The organism is Caldanaerobacter subterraneus subsp. tengcongensis MB4 (assembly GCF_000007085.1).
Classification (GTDB): Bacteria; Bacillota; Thermoanaerobacteria; order Thermoanaerobacterales; family Thermoanaerobacteraceae; genus Thermoanaerobacter; species Thermoanaerobacter subterraneus.
In genome coordinates, this window is the sequence record NC_003869.1 from 823,458 (window position 1) to 841,522 (window position 18,065).

Consider the following 18,065-nt stretch of genomic DNA (forward strand, 5'->3'; position numbering starts at 1 on the left):
CCTATTCGCCGGCAGCAAGAATGCCAAGTATATCAAGTTCTTTTTGTGTCATTCCTATCCCACGAAGCATTAACCTATTGCCTTTAAGACTTTCAATATCATTTATACCCATTCCGCCAAGCATTTCTTTTATTTCATGACTCCATGCTTGTACAAGGTTAACAAGACGTTTATATCCGATTTCTGGGTTTAATCTTTTTGCAAGGTTAGGATCTTGTGTAGCAATTCCCCAGTTGCATTTTCCAGTATAGCATTTTTGGCACATGTGACATCCCAGAGCAATCAAAGCGGCTGTTCCAATGTAAACAGCATCTGCACCAAGAGCTATTGCTTTGACTATGTCTGCACTGTTTCTAATACTACCTGCTGCAACTAAAGATATTGTATGTCTTATACCTTCGGAGCGAAGTCTTGCATCTACAGCAGCTATTGCAAATTCAATTGGAATTCCTACGTTATCCCTTATTCTCTTTGGTGCAGCCCCTGTACCGCCTCTAAATCCGTCTATTGCTATATAATCTGCTCCAGCTCTTGCTATCCCCGAAGCTATTGCCGCTACATTATTGACTGCTGCAATTTTAACACCAACAGGTTTTTGATAATCGGTAGCTTCCTTCAATGCATATATTAATTGTGCAAGGTCTTCAATTGAATAGATATCATGATGCGGTGCAGGAGATATAGCATCACTTCCAGGTGGTATCATCCTTGTAGCCGAGATGTCTTCACTCACCTTTTCACCGGGTAGATGACCACCTATCCCAGGCTTTGCACCTTGACCAATTTTTATTTCAATAGCCGCCGCAATATTGAGGTATTCTCTATCAACACCAAAACGACCTGATGCTACCTGTACAATTGTATTTTTGCCATATTTGCGGAAGTCCTTATGAAGCCCCCCTTCACCACTATTATAAAATATCCCAAGCTCTTCAGCAGCTCTTGCTAAAGCTGCGTGAGCATTATAACTTATTGAACCATAAGACATTGCTGAAAACATTATTGGTGTCTCAAGTTTGAGTTGAGGAGGCATTTTTGTTTTAACATTGAGGTTTTCGTCTATTTCTATCCTATCAGGCTTTCTACCTAAATATACCCTTAACTCTATAGGTTCTCTTAACGGGTCTATAGACGGGTTTGTAACCTGACTTGCATTTATAACCATTTTATCCCAATATACAGGATAAGGCCTATCATTTCCCATGGATGACAGAAGAACTCCACCCGTTTCTGCCTGTCTGTATATATCTCTTATAGCATCGTAAGTCCAATTAGCATGTTCTTTAAATGTTTGAGGATGTTTAATAATTGTAAGAGCTTGTGTTGGACACAATACGACACATCTTTGACAATTTACACAATTCATATCATTTGAAACCATCTTATCTAGATGTTCATCATAACTGTGAACTTCAAAGGAACACTCTCTCATACAAACCTTACAGTTAATACATTTATCGTAATCTCTAAGTACTTTAAATTCTGGAGTAAGGTAGCTTAAACTCATGCAGTAACCTCCTTTGTAGAATACATTTCTTTTTCATTCTCACGTATGAGCTCAGCTATAACAGGTTCTCCACCTCTAGGCATCCATACGCTTTCAGGATTTTTGCATACTTGCCTTATTGCTGCCTCTTCGCTGGCTACATATATCATATCGCCTTTTTTTGCAGCAGTAAGTGGTCTTAGTTTAATCCTATCGTTTATTGCTATAAAGCCGTCTTCATATGCTATTATCATTGAAAATGGACCATTTAAAAGAGCTCTCCTATAAATTATTTTCAGGTTAGTGTATAAAATTTTTTCTTTTGGTGACATTCTGTCAACCTGCTTCCACAAAGGCGATGCAACTACTTTGCATGCAAGTTCTATTGGTAAGCCATGTTTTCTTAATAAAAGATCGAAAATATATACCGCAACTTCTGTATCAGTTTGCAAGGTACAAATATATCCAAATTCTTCTAAATATTTGCGATTAGTATCGTACGAAGAAAGCTCGCCATTGTGAACAACAGAGATATTTAATAGATTAAAAGGATGTGCACCACCCCACCATCCTGGTGTATTCGTTGGAAATCTACCATGGGCCAACCACATATACCCTTTATAAGATTCCAATTTGTAGAAATTTGCAACATCTTCTGGATAACCTACCGCTTTAAATACTCCCATGTTTTTCCCGCTAGAAAAAACATATGCGCCTGGTATATTACTATTTATATTAAATACAAATTTAATTGTAAATTCATTTTCATCCAGTTCTGATAATTTCAGTCTCTCTGGCCTTGGTATAGCAAAATATCTGTAAATTAATGGTGCATTTTTAATATGCGCTGTTTTTCGTGTTGGTATTTTTTCTTCTAAAGCCACTATATAATTTGCTTTCAAAATATTTTCTGTTTCCTGTTTAGCTATCAAATCATCATAAAACACATGAAATGCAAAATAATCTTTGAAATCGGGATAAATGCCATATGCAGCAAAACCACCTCCAAGACCATTTGATCTATCATGCATTGTCGCAATGGAATCTGCTATAGATTGCCCAGAGAATAGACGACCAGTACGATCAATTATGCCACTTATAGCACATCCCGAAGGTATTCTTACATAACCTTCCTTCAACATTTTATAACCCCCTTAAAAAATTTTTATATGCAATATTTTTTTTGAAAGTTGCATCAATCGAAAATGTTTCCCGATTAAAATTGTCCTCGATTTGTAGTAATAGTCTCATGAATACTAAATAAAAGTGTTAATGTTAATTATAATACATTTTTTTAATTTTGCAATATGGGCAATATAAAATTTCATAAATTATTTTTGACACAGTTTTTAATAGTTTCTACTTTTTGGTGAAATTTTAAAATGAACATTAACAATAAAAATAAAGAATATTACAGATTTTCAATAAAAACGTTAATAAAATGTTAAAAAAAATTTCACAAAAAATTAATTGACGATATCAAAAAAATATGATATTTTTACTCATATAAAAATTGAGGAGATGATGAATAAAAAGGTAAAAAAGGAAGAAAATGTGGGAGTTTGTGGTTTTTAACTTTACCGAATTAACGTATTAATGTATTGATGTATATAAAACATAAAAGGAGGTTATATGATGCAACATACTTTAAGTGAGATTTTTGGTTCAAATGTTTTTAATGATTCAGTTATGAGAGAGCGTCTTCCAAAGGCAACTTACAAAGCTTTAAGGAAAACAATTGATGAAGGAATTCCACTAGAACCAGCAGTTGCTGAAGTTGTGGCAAATGCAATGAAAGACTGGGCAATTGAGAAAGGAGCAACTCATTTTGCACATTGGTTCCAACCATTAACTGGAATCACTGCGGAAAAACGCAATTCTTTTATTTCTCCTACTCAAGATGGCAAAGTAATAACTGAGTTTTCAGGAAAAGAATTGATTAAAGGTGAGCCTGATGCTTCTTCATTTCCATCAGGTGGGTTAAGGACTACTTTTGAAGCAAGAGGATATACAGCATGGGATTGTACATCGCCCGCTTTTATCATGGATAATACGCTATATATTCCTACTGCTTTTTGTTCGTATACTGGCGAAGCTCTAGATTTAAAAATACCTTTATTGCGCTCTATGGAAGCTTTATCAAAGCAAGCTCTTCGAGTGTTAAGATTATTTGGTAATACTACAGCAAAAAAGGTCATTCCTACTGTAGGACCTGAACAGGAATATTTTTTAATTGATAAAAAGATGTATGACAAACGTAAAGATCTTATACTTACGGGAAGAACATTGTTTGGGGCTCGATCACCAAAGGGTCAGGAAATGGAAGATCATTATTTTGCTTCTATCAAAGAAAGAATATCAGCATTTATGAAAGATTTGGATGAAGAACTGTGGAAATTAGGGGTTCCTGCCAAAACTAAACATAATGAAGTTGCTCCTGGTCAGTATGAACTTGCTACTGTATACAATACAGCTAATATTGCGTCAGATCATAATCAATTAACAATGGAATTAATGAAAAAAGTTGCTTTAAGACATGGACTTGTGTGCCTTTTGCATGAAAAACCTTTTGCAGGAATCAATGGTTCTGGTAAACACATTAACTGGTCGATGAGCACTGATGATGGCCAAAATCTTCTAGATCCAGGGCATACACCTCACGAAAATGCACAATTTTTAGTATTCTTATGTGCTATAATCAAAGCTATCGATGAATATGCTGATTTGGTCAGAGTAGCAGCTGCAACACCAGGCAATGACCACCGTCTTGGTGCGAATGAAGCACCGCCTGCAATTGTATCAATCTTCCTTGGTGAACAGCTTACAGACATTCTTGAACAAATTGAAAATGGTGGTGCAACCACTTCCAAAGTGGGTGGTGTACTGAAAGTAGGGGTATCTACTCTTCCTGCGTTACCGAAGGATTCTACAGATAGAAATAGAACATCTCCCTTTGCATTTACAGGAAATAAATTTGAATTTAGAATGGTTGGCTCTTCTTCGTCAATTGCAATTGCTACTTTTATCTTAAATACTATTGTTGCTGAAAGTCTATCTGAAATTGCAGATAGACTAGAAAAAGCTAGTGATTTTAATGAAGAAGTACAACTATTGCTTCAGGAAATTGTAAAGAAACACAAGAGAATTATATTTAATGGAAATGGGTATTCAGAAGAATGGGTAAAAGAGGCGGAGAAAAGAGGGCTTCCAAATATCCGGTCAACTGTTGAAGCTATTCCTGCCTTAATCAAAGAAAAGAATGTCAAGCTGATGGAAAAACACGGTGTATTGAGCAAACGTGAACTTGAATCACGTTATGAGGTTTTACTCGAAAATTATATAAAAACAATTAATATTGAGGCATTGACAATGTTGGATATAGCAAAGCGACAAATACTGCCGGCAGTAGTAAATTTCGCTACAAAAATTGCAGAATCAATAAATTCTGTTAGAGCAACAGGGCTGAATGTTGATATAAGCGCCCAAACTGAATTATTAGCAGAAGTTTCTTCACTAATGAGTGAATTTAAGAAAAACATATCTGAACTTGAAAATGCAGTTAATGAAGCTTCAAATATGAATAGTGATTCTTATAGCAAGGCTTGCTATTACCGAGATGTAGTATTTACAAAAATGGGCATTTTAAGAGAAATTGGAGATAAACTTGAAACCATCGTAGATGCAGAATTATGGCCACTTCCAACGTATGCTGACATGTTATTTAATATTTGATAAAATTAACTTAACCCGTAAAATAGTGAATTTGAGGCACTTAAGTAAGTGCCTCATCAGTTTGTTGACAAAGTCTCTATCTTTAAGTGGCATTTTGTGTTAATGCTCCGGAGTTACAAAGCGACAAAACTAAAAGCTCGCTTGAGGGCTCAGGCGGGGTTCCGGCCAATTCGCCTTACGGCTCAACGTGGCCGCTCGCTTCGCTCGCCCCGCCTTCGCTCCTCAAGCTCGCTAAGTTTTGTTACCGCTTTGTAACAAGTCGCATTTACACACAAAATGCCACTTTTTTAAGTTTGTCAACAGTCTGTTGAGGCACTTAAGTAAGTGCCTCATTTTTATGTGCGCACGGCATGGGCTAAAGCTTAAGCGGTGAAAGTCCGCCATAGCTATAAAATAAAAAGGCTTAAGAGTTAAGCCTTAAAAAATATCTATAAAAGCTTAAATCATCTGTAAGTTCTGGATGAAATGCTGTAGCAAGTAAATTGTCCTGCTGTGCTGCAACAATTTTACCCTCATATTTTGCAAGTATCCTAACACCATCCCCTACACTCTCTATATATGGTGCTCTTATAAACACCGCTTCTATCTCATTTTCAGATATTGCTGGTATTATAAGTCGTGTCTTGAAACTGTTAATCTGACTTCCGTAAGCATTCCGTCTAACAGTAATATCCATTATTCCAAGGTGTCTCCTTTCATCATTAACTATATGTTTTGCCATAAGTATCATGCCTGCACAAGTACCCCATATAGGAACTTTCCTTTCATTTAACTTTAAAATGGCATCTTTAAGCCCAAAATCTACAAGTATTTTCCCTATTGCAGTACTTTCACCACCTGGAATAATTAGGGCATCGAGAGTTAAAAGAGTATCTTTATCTTTTGCCTCTACTGCTTCAATTCCTTTTATAAGCTTTAATTTATCCATATGTTCCTTAACAGAACCTTGAACTCCCAAAACTCCTACCCGCAAATTACCATCCCCTTGTCGCGTATAAATCTTTTTCTTCTAGTTGCCTTATGTCTATGCCGGTCATCGCTTCTCCCAATCCTTCTGAAACTTCTGCCAATATTTCTGGTTTGTCGTAATATGTTACAGCTTTTACTATAGCAGCTGCCATTTTTTCAGGGTTTTGCGATTTAAATATTCCTGAACCAACAAAAACACCATCTGCACCAAGCTGCATCATGAGTGCCGCGTCTGCCGGTGTAGCAATGCCTCCTGCTGCGAAATTTACAACTGGAAGTTTTCCATGTTGTGCAACATATTTTACAAGGTCATAGGGTGCCTGAAGTTCTTTTGCAGCAGCCATAAGCTCCTCTTCTCCCAAAGTTGTAAGCCTTTTTATTTCGGCATTTATCATCCTCATATGCCTTACAGCTTCTACTACATTTCCAGTACCTGCTTCACCTTTTGTTCTTATCATTGAAGCTCCTTCTGCTATGCGCCTTAAAGCCTCTCCAAGGTTTTTTGCACCACATACAAAAGGCACTTTAAAATCCCATTTGTTTATATGGTACATCTCATCTGCAGGTGTTAAAACTTCACTTTCATCAATAAAATCTATCCCAAGTGCCTCTAAAATCTGTGCTTCCACAAAATGCCCAATTCTAACTTTCGCCATAACAGGGATTGATACTGCTGCCTTTATCTCTTTTATTATTTTAGGGTCTGACATTCTTGCGACTCCGCCCCTTGCCCTAATATCGGCTGGAACTCTTTCAAGTGCCATGACAGCGACAGCGCCTGCTTTCTCTGCAATAATTGCCTCTTCTGGTGTTGTCACATCCATGATAACGCCACCTTTTAACATTTGGGCTAAATTTTTATTTAGCTCATACCTTTCATTCATTGTTTTCCTCCTCCTTAAATTGTGTTGGTATTTGTATGTATCCTAATATCAATTGTATCTCTTAAATCATAACAAGTCAATCAGAACATTATAGATACAAAAAATTAAAGATGTGATATTAAAAGAAGAAATTGGAGAGACAAATGGAGTATCATTAGCAATATAGGGGATATGCAAAATTAAGTAAAACTATCAGAAACAAAAACCAGATATGTATGATGTGTAATATACAACTATCAAAAACTTCGGCTGAATGGAAAAGACAAAGAAAGGGAAAAGAGGTGCTAAAAAAGAGCATAAATATTCTGTAGAAGGCAAATGCTAAAAAATAGCATGAACTGATCTAAGGAAAAATTAAGCCGATTTTAGGTTAAACCACTTATTAGTTTTTTTAAAGAGAGACAAAACGATTTCAAAATCAGGGACATTAGCGGGGGTGGTAGTTTCAGCGATAGGTAGGCCGGCGGTGGCATCAACAATAATATTGAAGATAAATCAAGATTTTCAAACATAGAAAAATAGAAATCAATTTTTAGATTGAGGAGTAAGGATCTCAGGTATATTTAAGAGTAATTTAAGTTAATACACGTGGGATTTCCTCTTTATAAGTATTTTATGGTGTATATATAATAATTCAACAGATAAGGAGGGGAGGAAATCCTGCATAAAAGTTAGTAAAGGTATCTTGATGGTTCAGTCCTAATTAACCCTGTTGAGCAAGGGATTCCTTGCTCAACAGGGTTGGGTTATTTTAAGAGGTATTACTACTTAATATTTTACAGGTTCACTACCTCCAGCGCTTAAATCAAAGAAATAATTGCCACTACCTCTATATGAATAAACTTTAACATAGTAGGTACCAGTTTGTGAAGGAAGTATTGTTATTGTTTCTTGCCTTTGAGTCCCTGTAGAGCTTTTGATAAGTGTGCCGCTTGGATCATAGAGGTATATATCAAAATCGGGATTGTAATTTGCCCAGTCAGGAATTATTAATGTTATTGCGATTGGATAACTTGTATTTGTTGCGTTAAAAGTCCAAGTATCACTGTAACGAGAACCGGGCAGATAACCTGAAATATAATAATGATTTGGTACATCAATATTATTTCCTCTAAAATTACCTGCTACCCTTATAGCTTCATAGCCATCCAATCTTCCTGCACCATAGTCAACGTTTTTGCTTGGAGGCCCCCAGCTTTTTGCAGTAGACATTATTATATTTTTTGCATCATTTGGAGTGAGATTTGGATTAGCGTTAAGCATAAGAGCAACAGTTCCTGCTACAAAAGGTGTTGCCATGCTTGTACCGCTGTATGTTACATATCCATTTACAGAATTCGCCTTTGCGGCAGTTATATTATATCCTGGGGCCGCAATGTCAGGTTTTATTCTTCCGTCAGCAGTAGGACCGCGGCTGGAAAAGCTTGCAAGGTTAAAGCCAAGTTCACCTACATCTGCCATTGCTGCGACTGTTATGGCTTTTTCCGCAGCACCAGGGGACCCTATGGTGTATTTTGCAGGGCCAGAGTTTCCTGCTGCTACAACTACTACAATACCGCTATCTACTGCTCTATTCACTGCTAATGAGGTAGAGTCAGTTCCATCAGAACTTGTAGAAGTGCCGAGGCTTAAATTTATAACTTTGATTCCGTATACATCTTTATTTTGAACAGCCCAGTCAATTCCTGCAGTTACAGTGCTCATGCTGCCGCTTCCATTTGCATCTAAAACTTTTATTCCTACCAACAAAGCATCAGGAGCAACGCCTTTGTAAAAACTGTTTCCAGCACCTGTACCTGCAGCAATACTTGCTACGTGAGTTCCATGGCCATTGTCGTCGTATGGTGTAGTTTTGTTGTTGATAAAGTCTTTCCATCCTATTATTTTTCCACCTGAGAGGTCAACGTGATTTCCGTCTATACCTGTGTCAATAATTGCTATTGTTATATTTTTTCCTGTGACTCCAAAATCACTCCGTGCTTTTGTGATTCCAAACCACTTTGTTGCGGTATCTAAAGTAGCATATACAGGCTCATCGTACTCAATTTGCTTTACTATTTCTAATTTAGATAATACATTAATTTGACTTTTAGTTAGATTGGCAGCAATTGAGGGTATAATTTTATATCTATGTTTTATATTAAATTTTCCGATGTTTTTTGCGATAGTGAATATATCTGCATCACTTACGGGTTTGTTAAAGGTTATTATAACAGGGAATTCTTCGCTATCTGGTTTATTAAGCAGTCTTTGCTCTAAGTCGTCAAAAATTTTATTTTTATTGGAATCTTGCATTGAAATTTTTTGAGGTAAAGAAGGGTAAATTTTAGAAGGAGAATCTATAGGCAGGTTTATTTGGTTAGGTTGAGCTTGTACTAGTATTTCGTTTAGCGAAATTAGACTTATAATTAGCGCTAGAGAAAGTAAAATTTTTGCTAACTGATGTTTTTTCATTTTTCTTCATACCTCCTTAAAAATAAGTTTACTCTTGTTCTATTGAAGAAAATTTTTCACTTAATGATTATCACCCCCTTCAAAAATATCTTTTATAAAAAGAGAGAAGCAATTTTTATGCCAGTTCATTGTGTATAAGTAAAACTGAGCGAAATTTTTTAAATGTCTATTTTTTTATACAGATTTTTATACACTGAGCCCTGAATTTTTTGCCTACATGTGACCATATGTAAAATTTTGACGAATTATGTTGAAAAAATCTTTTTATGACAATGAAGGAAAATTTGGGTCTATATCTAAATAATAAATATATGGAAGGAAAAGAATGTATAGCAGTGAAAATGGTGATAAGTATGTGCAATAAGGATAAGGTTTACAAAGTTGTGGTAGAAAAAAGTAAAAACTTCAAATTGGAAGATTTCGTTTTAAGTAAAAGCGGTGCTGCTACTACAAATGAGATAGCAAGAATCCTTAACCTCGCGCGTTCTAATGTATCAGCTATTTTGAATGAACTTGTAAGAGAAGAAAAAATTATTAAAATAGTTTCTAAACCGGTCTATTACGTTGAAAAAGAAATTTTTATTCAAGCTTTTGGGAAAAGAATTAAATATGAAATCAACTTTAGTGAATTGATAAATGTTGTGAGTGAAATTAAAGAGGTAGGAGTTGAAGCTTTTGGTTTTGATAATATCATTGGATATAACGGTAGTTTGAAGGAACAAATAGAGCAGGCAAAAGCCGCGGTAGTTTATCCGCCTAACGGATTACATACTCTCATTATTGGACCACCCGGTTCGGGCAAAACTTATTTGGCGGAAAGTATGTATAAGTTTGGGCGTCGAAAAGGATTGAAAGGGTCTTTTGAGGTTTTAAACTGTGCAGATTATTACCACAATCCTCAGCTTCTCCTTTCTCACCTGTTTGGTCATGCAAAAGGTGCTTATACAGGAGCTTTTGTTGAAAGAATAGGTTTGGTAGAAAAAGCGAATAATGGGATACTATTTTTAGATGAGGTTCATCGCCTTCCTCCGGAAGGTCAAGAAATGCTTTTTTATCTTATAGATAAAGGAATGTATAAAAGGCTGGGAGACACAGAGGAAAGAAAGGTAAATGTAATGATTATTGCAGCTACTACAGAAAAAATTGATTCGATACTCTTGAGGACTTTTATAAGAAGAATACCTGTTATAATTCAACTTCCTTCATTTGATGAAAGACCGGTCGAAGAGAAGATGGAAATAATTGTTTATCTCTTAAGGGAAGAATCCAAGAGATTAGGTGTGGATATTATTATTTCTTCCCATCTACTTGCTTTACTTTCTCTCTTTAAGTATGAAGGTAACATTGGGGAGTTGAAGTCTCTCATACAGCTCATCTGTTCCAAGGCTTTTCTAGCTAATTTTCAGATTAACAGAAAATTTATAAAATTAGATTCTGCTTTATTGCCTTCCAAATATTATAAAAAAGAAATTATTAATACAGAAACGTTTGATGAATTTTTTATCATAACTCCTTTTGGGAAAAGGAGCATTGACAGATACGATTTATACGAGTTTATAGCCGGGAAATATCATGAATTAAAATCAAAGGGCTATGAAGAAAAAACAATTAGAGATAAAATAATTGATTACGTTAGTAACTTCTTAGATGATGTATAGCTGCTTCTTTTATAGCAAGCTTTTACTTTTTGTTTTTTTATCCCTTTTTACTAAAATTCCTGCAGCGAGGGCAGTTAGAGGTATACAGCAACTAATCCCGTGCTTGCTGCTAATGAGCGCACTATTTCAGTTGCTATTATGTCCAAATTTATTATTTCTCTTAGAGAAGTTTGATAAGCCATAAAGAGCAAAAGCAAGGGTATTGCGCTTAGAACTATGGCTGTATCCATTTCTTGCTTTGCATATGCAGTTGAAGTGAGAAAAAACAGAAGAATGAGGGATATTGCTATGTATTTTAAAATTTTCATGAAACCTGCTACCTCGCTTTCTTTTTGATAAAGGTTATGAGAGACAATTATAGCATTTTGTTTAAAAGAGTGTCAACAAAATTTAAATCAATATTTTTACATTTATGGAAATGTTCAATAAATGAGTATATATGAGAATATATAAGCATAGTATATCATAACAGAGGATAATAGCCTTTAATTGGGGATAATGAGAAAATACGAGAGTTGTCTTGAAAGGAGGAAGGAGCTATAATTGTAAACGAATTTGACTCCTGCTATTGTTGAAAAACAACAATAGAAAGGAGGAAGAAGGCTATGAAAAAAGTTGTAGCAGTAATACTTGCTTTTGTGATGGCTTTTGGAGTAGTCTCTCAGGCTTATGCTTATACGAAGGTGCACGTGGTATCAAGGGGAGAATCCCTGTATTTGATTGCAACATGGTATGGAAGCGATTTGGACAGCATAAGGCAGGCAAATAATAAGTGGGATAATTTGATATATCCAGGGGAAAAACTTTTAGTTCCTATAAAAGAGGACAGCGATCACTACAATTACTTGGTGGACAGGTATTTAATTGCTAAGATGATATATGCTGAGGCTAGAGGAGAGAGTTTTGAAGGGAAGGTAGCAGTTGGAGCAGTGATTTTGAATAGAGTAAAAAGCGGAATTTTCCCCAATACAGTAGCAGGAGTTATTTACCAGCCTTATGCTTTTGAATCTGTGCTAAATGGAGAATTTTTCAACCACGAGCCCGACCTGGAAGCTTTTAAAGCGGCTGATGCTGCTTTAGCCGGTTGGGACCCAACAGGAGGAGCTTTGTATTTTTTCAACCCAGCGACTTCTACCTCCTGGTGGATATGGACAAGGCCTGTTACTACAGTAATAGGTCATCACTGGTTTGCGAGATAGGAGTAATTTCCTATCTCGCTTTTTTATAATAAATTCATTGATTTTGTAGGAAAATAAGGATTAGAAGTACACAAGAGGTGAATTTTTATGAAAAAGATTTTTGTGTTTGGAAGTAAAAAAGCAATTGCTTTAAAAAAATTTCTGGAGGATTTTTTTAAGGGGCGTGGTATTTCAGTAGAAGAGGTGAATTACAGCTTGCCTTGTGATGTATTGGTGATTTACGATGTTTTTGATGAAAAACATGTGAATTTATTAAAAAATTATATCAATACTCTTCCTCCAAATGTTATAATAGCTAATGGGGATGTAAAGGATGTAAATTTGCTTTTTGATATGGGTTTTAGTTTTACTTTGATTACAGCTGGGTTAAACCCGAAATGCACAGCTACTGCTTCATCTATTTCCTATGAAGAAGGGGGATACAGGTTTAATTACTGTGTGCAGAGAGCGTTTAATAATTTGAAGGGCCAGTTAATTGAGCCTATGGAAATACCTGTTGAAATAAAAACGTCGGAACAGTATAATATATATAACTCATTGTTTGCGGTTACATTGTTGACGTTATTAGAAGGAAGAGAAAAATTTTTTGAATCGCCTGTCATAATCGGGGTGTAGGGTTAATATATTTTTAAAAGGACACATAAGGGGAAGGGGAGAGTGAACGGATGGCAGGTAATTTTTTAGAAAACAATACCGTCACGCTGGTTGGAAAGGTTTTTACACCCCTTGAATTCAGTCATGAACTTTACGGAGAAAAATTTTTTAATTTTATTTTAGAGGTACCAAGGTTGAGCGAAACGAAAGACTACCTTCCGATAACTATCTCTAACCGGCTCTTCGAGGGAATGAACTTGGAAGTGGGGACAAGGGTGAAGATTGAAGGGCAATTGAGGTCTTACAACAGAAAATCTCCAGAAGAGGGGAAAAACAAGCTCATTCTCACTGTGTTTGCCCGCGACATCTCTGTTGTCCCGGAGGAGGAAGTTGTAAAAAACCCTAATGAAATTTTTTTGGATGGATTCATATGTAAAAAGCCAGTGTACAGGACTACGCCTTTAGGAAGAGAGATAACTGATTTATTGATTGCTGTAAACAGGCCTTATAACAAATCTGATTACATACCTGTAATTGCGTGGGGTAGAAATGCTAGGTTTTCTGAAAAACTTGAGGTGGGAGACCGCATAAGGTTGTGGGGGAGAGTGCAGAGCAGAGAATATCAGAAAAAGTTGGGAGACGAAGTGGTGACAAAAGTTGCTTATGAAGTATCTATAACCCGCATGGAGGTAGTGGAAAAAGAATTGCAAAAAACAGAATAAAAAGGTCAGAAAAAACACCCGAAAACTCGGGTGTTTTGTTTTAACCTCTTAAGTCTTCCATTAATTTTGTTTTTTCCCTGGTTTTTTCGTCTACTACTTTGACGATTTTAGCAGGTACACCTGCCACCACTGTATTAGGTGGTACATCTTCAATTACCACTGAGCCTGCTGCGACCACAGCGCCGCGGCCTACTCTGACGCCCTCCAATATCACAGCATTTGCCCCAATCATTACATTGTCTTCAATTACAACAGGTACACTGCTTGGAGGTTCTAGAACTCCTGCTATAACAGCTCCTGCACCAACATGGACGTTTTTCCCTATGATACCTCTTGCGCCTATCACAGCGTTCATATCTATCATTGAGTTTTCGCCGATTTCTGCTCCTATGTTTATAACTGCTCCCATCATTATCACAGCGTTTTTGCCTATTTTGACTTTATCTCTTATTATTGCTCCCGGTTCTATTCTTGCATCCAGATGGGTTATATCTAAAAGTGGTATTGCTGAGTTTCTTCTGTCATATTCCAAGTGATAATACTTTATTCTGTCTTTGTTTTGCTCTATGACTTTTTCTACAACTTCTAATTCTCCAATGAGTATTTTAAAGTCTTCAGAGCCAAATATTTTCAATCCTTCCTCTTCTTCTACCTGGATCTTCCCCTGTACATATGCCTTTACTGGAGTGGATTTTTTTGCTTCTTTGATGTATCTTGCAATTTCATAGGCGTTCGTCAGGTTATCATTTGTGTTCAAGTTTATCATCCTTTCTTTACAAGGTCTTCCATTGTATATAAGCCAGGTTTTTGACCTATTAAAAATTTAGCTGCTTTTAAAGCTCCATATCCAAAGACTTCCCTTGACTGGGCAGAGTGAGAAATTGTTATTACTTCATTGGGTCCTGCGAAGATTACATCGTGTTCTCCTACTATTGTCCCTCCTCTTACTGCATGTATTCCTATCTCATTTGGCTTTCTTTGTTCTGTTTTTGTGTACCTTCCATACACGTATTCTCTTTTCTCAGGAAGAACCTGATTTATTGCATCTGCTATCATAAGTGCTGTGCCGCTCGGCGCGTCTTTTTTCATGTTGTGATGCTTTTCTACGATTTCTATATCAAACCCTTCTAAAACTTTTGCTGCTTCTTTTACAAGGCTTATCAGCACGTTTATGCCCAAAGACATGTTGGCAGATCTGAAGATAGGTATCTCTTTTGAAGCTTCTTCCACTGTTTTTAATTCTTCTTCGCTCAAGCCTGTTGTGGCAATGACCACAGGAATTTTTCTTTTTGCAGCTTCTTTTACTAAATTTGGAATGGCTTCGTGATAGGAGAAGTCTATGACTACATCTGCTTCTTCTTTTACTTCTTTTAGGTCAGAGTATACAGGGAAGTCTAGAGGGAAGGTGTTTTTGTCAACTCCTGCTACTACTTCAAATTCAGGATTTTCTTTTGCCAGCTTTGCTACTACTTTTCCCATTTTTCCATTGCAGCCGTGGATTATTAGCCTTATCATCAATTTTCCTCCTTTAAAAGGCCATACTGCCTTAAAACTGACTTTAGGTATTCAAGGTTTTTCTCGCTCATTTCAACAAGCGGCAGGCGAAGAGGACCCACTCCAAAGCCCATGAGGTTCATGGCTGTTTTTACAGGTATTGGATTTGTCTCTATGAAAAGGGCTTTATTTAAAGGATTTAGTTCTAGTTGCATATCTCTTGCTTTTTCAATGTCTCCATTGAGGTATGCTGTCGTCATCTCATGGATTTTTGCAGGAATTATGTTTGCTGTTACGGAGATCACTCCAAGACCTCCTAAAGACATGATTGGTATTACCTGGTCATCATTTCCTGAGTATATTTCAAAAGACTTGCCCATTATGCGGGCGATTTCAGCGATCTGAGATATGTCTCCACTTGCTTCTTTCACTCCCACCACATTTTCTGCTTTTTTCTTGACTTCTAAGTACGTCTCAGGCAACATGTTTAAAGATGTTCTGCTGGGCACGTTGTAGATTATAATAGGTATATCTACGTGACGTGCTATTTCAGTGAAATGAGCTACCAATCCTTTTTGTGTTGTTTTGTTGTAATAAGGGGTGATGACCAAAAGAGCATCTGCTCCGACTGATTGTGCGTATTCGCTGAGTTCAATCGCATGAGCAGTGTTGTTCGAACCGGTTCCTGCAATAACTGGTATTCTCTTTGCCACTTTTTCTACTGTAAATTTTATGGCTTCCTTTTGCTCTTCATCAGTCATTGTGGAAGCTTCACCCGTAGTTCCGCATATGAGGATTGCATCTGTTCCTTCTTTTATATGCCATTCAATCAATTCGCCAAGTTTGTCAAAATTCACTCCATTTTCAGTAAAAGGGGTCACTATGGCCACACATGAACCTTTAAATACAGGCATGCTCCATTCTCCTTTCACATATTTTTGATTACAAGTTCAGCAATCTGCACGGCATTTGTCGCCGCACCTTTTCTTATGTTATCCGCCACAATCCACATGTTCACACCGCTGTAGACTGTCTCATCCCTTCTTATTCTCCCCACAAATACCTCGTCTTTCCCTGTAGCAAAGGTGGCAAGAGGGTATAGGTTATGTTCAGGGTCGTCCATCACTACAACTCCGGGGGCATTTTTTAGAATTTCTATTAACTCTTTCATCTCATAGGGCCGAGCAAATTCTACATTTACAGATTCGCTGTGAGAATTTACTACAGGAACTCTTACTGTGGTTGGAGAGACTTTTATAGAGTCATCTTTCATTATTTTCTTCGTCTCGTTTATCATTTTGAGTTCCTCTTTTGTATATCCGCTCGGGGTGAAGGAGTCAATGTGGGGAATGCAGTTATTCGCTATTGGATGAGGGAATACCTGGGGTGGTTCTCCTTTCTGCGTTCTTTCGAGGTCATCTATGCCTTTTTTGCCTGCCCCTGACACTGCCTGATAAGTAGATACGACAATGCGCTTTATCCTGTACTTGTCATGAAGGGGCTTTAAAGGGACTACCATCTGTATGGTGGAACAATTGGGGTTTGCTATTATTCCTTTATGCCATGATATGTCTTCTGGGTTTACTTCTGGAACCACTAAAGGTACGTTTTCATCCATGCGCCATGCGCTGGAATTATCTATTACTACTATTCCACGGGATGCGGCTATTGGGGCAAATTGTTTGCTCACAGTAGCTCCTGCTGAGAATAAAGCTATTTGTATGTCCCTGTTGAAGCTTTCCTCTGTAAGTTCTTCTACGATGTACTCTTTGTTTTTAAAATAAAGTTTTTCACCGGCAGATTTGGATGATGCGAATAAGTACAGCTTATTGACAGGAAAATTTCTTTCTTCCATTACTTTTAGAAAAGTTCTTCCTACCATGCCGGTAGCTCCGACAATTGCCACATTAACTCCCATTATTCTAATCCTCCTCTAATTCGGGCTTTTTTAATTTTATGCTGTATTAAAGTGATTTGCTTATTTAAAATATATCATTACTATTATATGAAGTCAATAAAATAAGGATTACATGAGATAAAAAAGCCTAAAAAGTGTACAGATTTTACTTTTTAGGCTCTAAAACTTTTTCAAGGGATTTTAAGTTTTTGAGAAATACTTCTGCTTTTACTTTCGTCAACACCTTGTTTTGGGATTTTACTGTTTTTTGAAGCTCTGATATGCTCACTTCAAATTTTTCAGCAGTGGACTTGGCTTCTTTTGGAAGCTTTACTTTTAGAGTTTGCCATGTAGAGTTTATATCCATCAAATCTTTGGAAATTTCATCCCATTTCTGTATTTCGCTTTTGAAGTCAATATCTTGCCCATAAAATTTAAGCTTTTTTATATCTAAAGAAGGGTCGGTGGAAAAGAGCCCTTCTAACTCAGGAATGTATTTGTATACTCCGTTAGCGTAGATTAACACGTCTATTTTTGATTTTTTATTAGCCACTAAAGTAAGGTCGTTGATAGCGGCGCTCATACTGTTTATCAAGTTTAACTTGGCGCCTTTCTTTGTGACTATAGGGTTTAAAGAGTTCCAGTTGCTGTGAATGTCTTTTACAGTTTTTTCTATCTCCTTCCAGCTTTTTTCGTTTGTTGAGGTTTCTTTTTTCTTATCTTTGTCAGAATCTTTTTTAGAAGAAGTTGAAGAGGGCTTTTCTTTTATTTTTTTTGCCTCACTGATTATTTTTTCTATGTCCTTTTCTATTTTTGTAAGTTCTTTTGGTATTTCGGTTTTTTGTGAAGTTTGGGGCTTTTTTTGCGCTTTATCCTGTTTTTTACATCCTGTCATGTTAAATATCAAGGCAATTATGAGGAGGGCGCTTAAGAGCTTTATAAATTTTCTCATATTACCACCTCAGGAATAGTATGC

16 protein-coding genes and 1 pseudogene are annotated in these 18,065 nt (G+C 36.6%); 5 read left to right on the forward strand and 12 right to left on the reverse strand.

Annotated elements, in window-relative coordinates:
• Position 1: 1 nt before the first annotated feature.
• Complete coding sequence (locus TTE_RS03915; RefSeq protein WP_011025212.1) at positions 2-1,507, reverse strand: glutamate synthase-related protein; 1,506 nt, start codon at positions 1,505-1,507, stop codon at positions 2-4.
• On the reverse strand, positions 1,504-2,628 hold the full coding sequence (locus TTE_RS03920) for a class II glutamine amidotransferase (RefSeq protein ID WP_011025213.1): 1,125 nt from the start codon (positions 2,626-2,628) through the stop codon (positions 1,504-1,506). The genes TTE_RS03915 and TTE_RS03920 overlap by 4 nt, the downstream gene beginning before the upstream one ends.
• A 490-nt stretch (positions 2,629-3,118) precedes the next feature.
• On the opposite strand from TTE_RS03920, the gene TTE_RS03925 reads away from it, so the two are divergent.
• Positions 3,119-5,218, forward strand: coding sequence for a glutamine synthetase III (locus TTE_RS03925; protein WP_041587122.1), 2,100 nt, complete (start codon positions 3,119-3,121; stop codon positions 5,216-5,218).
• 403 nt (positions 5,219-5,621) lie between these two features.
• Here the strand turns inward: TTE_RS03925 and pdxT are convergent, their stop codons facing one another.
• The 4 genes and pseudogenes from pdxT to TTE_RS03940 all read right to left on the reverse strand — a co-directional run bounded on the left by pdxT (position 5,622) and on the right by TTE_RS03940 (position 9,525).
• Positions 5,622-6,191, reverse strand: coding sequence for a pyridoxal 5'-phosphate synthase glutaminase subunit PdxT (gene pdxT / locus TTE_RS03930; RefSeq protein WP_011025215.1), 570 nt, complete (start codon positions 6,189-6,191; stop codon positions 5,622-5,624).
• Between the two features lies 1 nt (position 6,192).
• Positions 6,193-7,071 carry a pyridoxal 5'-phosphate synthase lyase subunit PdxS gene (gene pdxS / locus TTE_RS03935; RefSeq protein ID WP_011025216.1) on the reverse strand — a complete coding sequence of 293 codons (879 nt, stop codon included), beginning with the start codon at positions 7,069-7,071 and terminating at the stop codon, positions 6,193-6,195.
• Positions 7,072-7,434: 363 nt separating this feature from the next.
• Positions 7,435-7,557 (reverse strand): annotated as a pseudogene (locus TTE_RS14175) (IS5/IS1182 family transposase); the annotation flags it as partial.
• A gap of 282 nt (positions 7,558-7,839) precedes the next feature.
• The gene (locus tag TTE_RS03940; RefSeq protein WP_011025217.1) at positions 7,840-9,525 is read right to left on the reverse strand and encodes a S8 family serine peptidase; all 1,686 of its coding nucleotides are present in this window, start codon (positions 9,523-9,525) and stop codon (positions 7,840-7,842) included.
• A gap of 341 nt (positions 9,526-9,866) precedes the next feature.
• On the opposite strand from TTE_RS03940, the gene TTE_RS03945 reads away from it, so the two are divergent.
• Positions 9,867-11,183, forward strand: coding sequence for a sigma 54-interacting transcriptional regulator (locus TTE_RS03945; RefSeq protein WP_011025218.1), 1,317 nt, complete (start codon positions 9,867-9,869; stop codon positions 11,181-11,183).
• A gap of 74 nt (positions 11,184-11,257) precedes the next feature.
• Here TTE_RS03945 and TTE_RS03950 read toward each other — a convergent pair whose 3' ends face one another.
• Positions 11,258-11,491, reverse strand: a complete 234-nt coding sequence (locus TTE_RS03950; RefSeq protein WP_011025219.1) for a YibE/F family protein — start codon at positions 11,489-11,491, stop codon at positions 11,258-11,260.
• A 297-nt stretch (positions 11,492-11,788) separates the two neighbouring features.
• Between TTE_RS03950 and TTE_RS03955 the strand changes: the two genes are divergently transcribed.
• From TTE_RS03955 to TTE_RS03965, 3 genes are all read left to right on the forward strand, one after another.
• Positions 11,789-12,382 (forward strand): cell wall hydrolase, encoded by a 594-nt coding sequence (locus tag TTE_RS03955; RefSeq protein ID WP_011025220.1) that lies wholly within the window; start codon positions 11,789-11,791, stop codon positions 12,380-12,382.
• Positions 12,383-12,469: 87 nt separating this feature from the next.
• Positions 12,470-12,997: a hypothetical protein gene (locus TTE_RS03960; RefSeq protein ID WP_011025221.1), complete on the forward strand. Its 528-nt coding sequence runs from the start codon at positions 12,470-12,472 to the stop codon at positions 12,995-12,997.
• Positions 12,998-13,047: 50 nt separating this feature from the next.
• A complete protein-coding gene (locus TTE_RS03965; RefSeq protein ID WP_009609849.1) occupies positions 13,048-13,698 on the forward strand; it encodes a single-stranded DNA-binding protein in 651 nt (216 codons plus the stop codon).
• A gap of 40 nt (positions 13,699-13,738) precedes the next feature.
• On the opposite strand, the gene dapD is transcribed toward TTE_RS03965, so the two are convergent.
• From dapD to TTE_RS03990, 5 genes are all read right to left on the reverse strand, one after another.
• A complete protein-coding gene (gene dapD / locus TTE_RS03970; RefSeq protein WP_009609870.1) occupies positions 13,739-14,464 on the reverse strand; it encodes a 2,3,4,5-tetrahydropyridine-2,6-dicarboxylate N-acetyltransferase in 726 nt (241 codons plus the stop codon).
• On the reverse strand, positions 14,461-15,213 hold the full coding sequence (gene dapB, locus TTE_RS03975) for a 4-hydroxy-tetrahydrodipicolinate reductase (protein ID WP_009609837.1): 753 nt from the start codon (positions 15,211-15,213) through the stop codon (positions 14,461-14,463). Before dapB ends, dapD begins: the two co-directional genes overlap by 4 nt.
• The gene (dapA, locus tag TTE_RS03980; protein ID WP_011025223.1) at positions 15,213-16,106 is read right to left on the reverse strand and encodes a 4-hydroxy-tetrahydrodipicolinate synthase; all 894 of its coding nucleotides are present in this window, start codon (positions 16,104-16,106) and stop codon (positions 15,213-15,215) included. The genes dapB and dapA overlap by 1 nt, the downstream gene beginning before the upstream one ends.
• 14 nt (positions 16,107-16,120) lie before the next feature.
• A complete protein-coding gene (locus TTE_RS03985; protein ID WP_011025224.1) occupies positions 16,121-17,110 on the reverse strand; it encodes an aspartate-semialdehyde dehydrogenase in 990 nt (329 codons plus the stop codon).
• 145 nt (positions 17,111-17,255) lie between these two features.
• Positions 17,256-18,041, reverse strand: a complete 786-nt coding sequence (locus TTE_RS03990) for a hypothetical protein (protein ID WP_011025225.1) — start codon at positions 18,039-18,041, stop codon at positions 17,256-17,258.
• Positions 18,042-18,065: the final 24 nt, after the last annotated feature.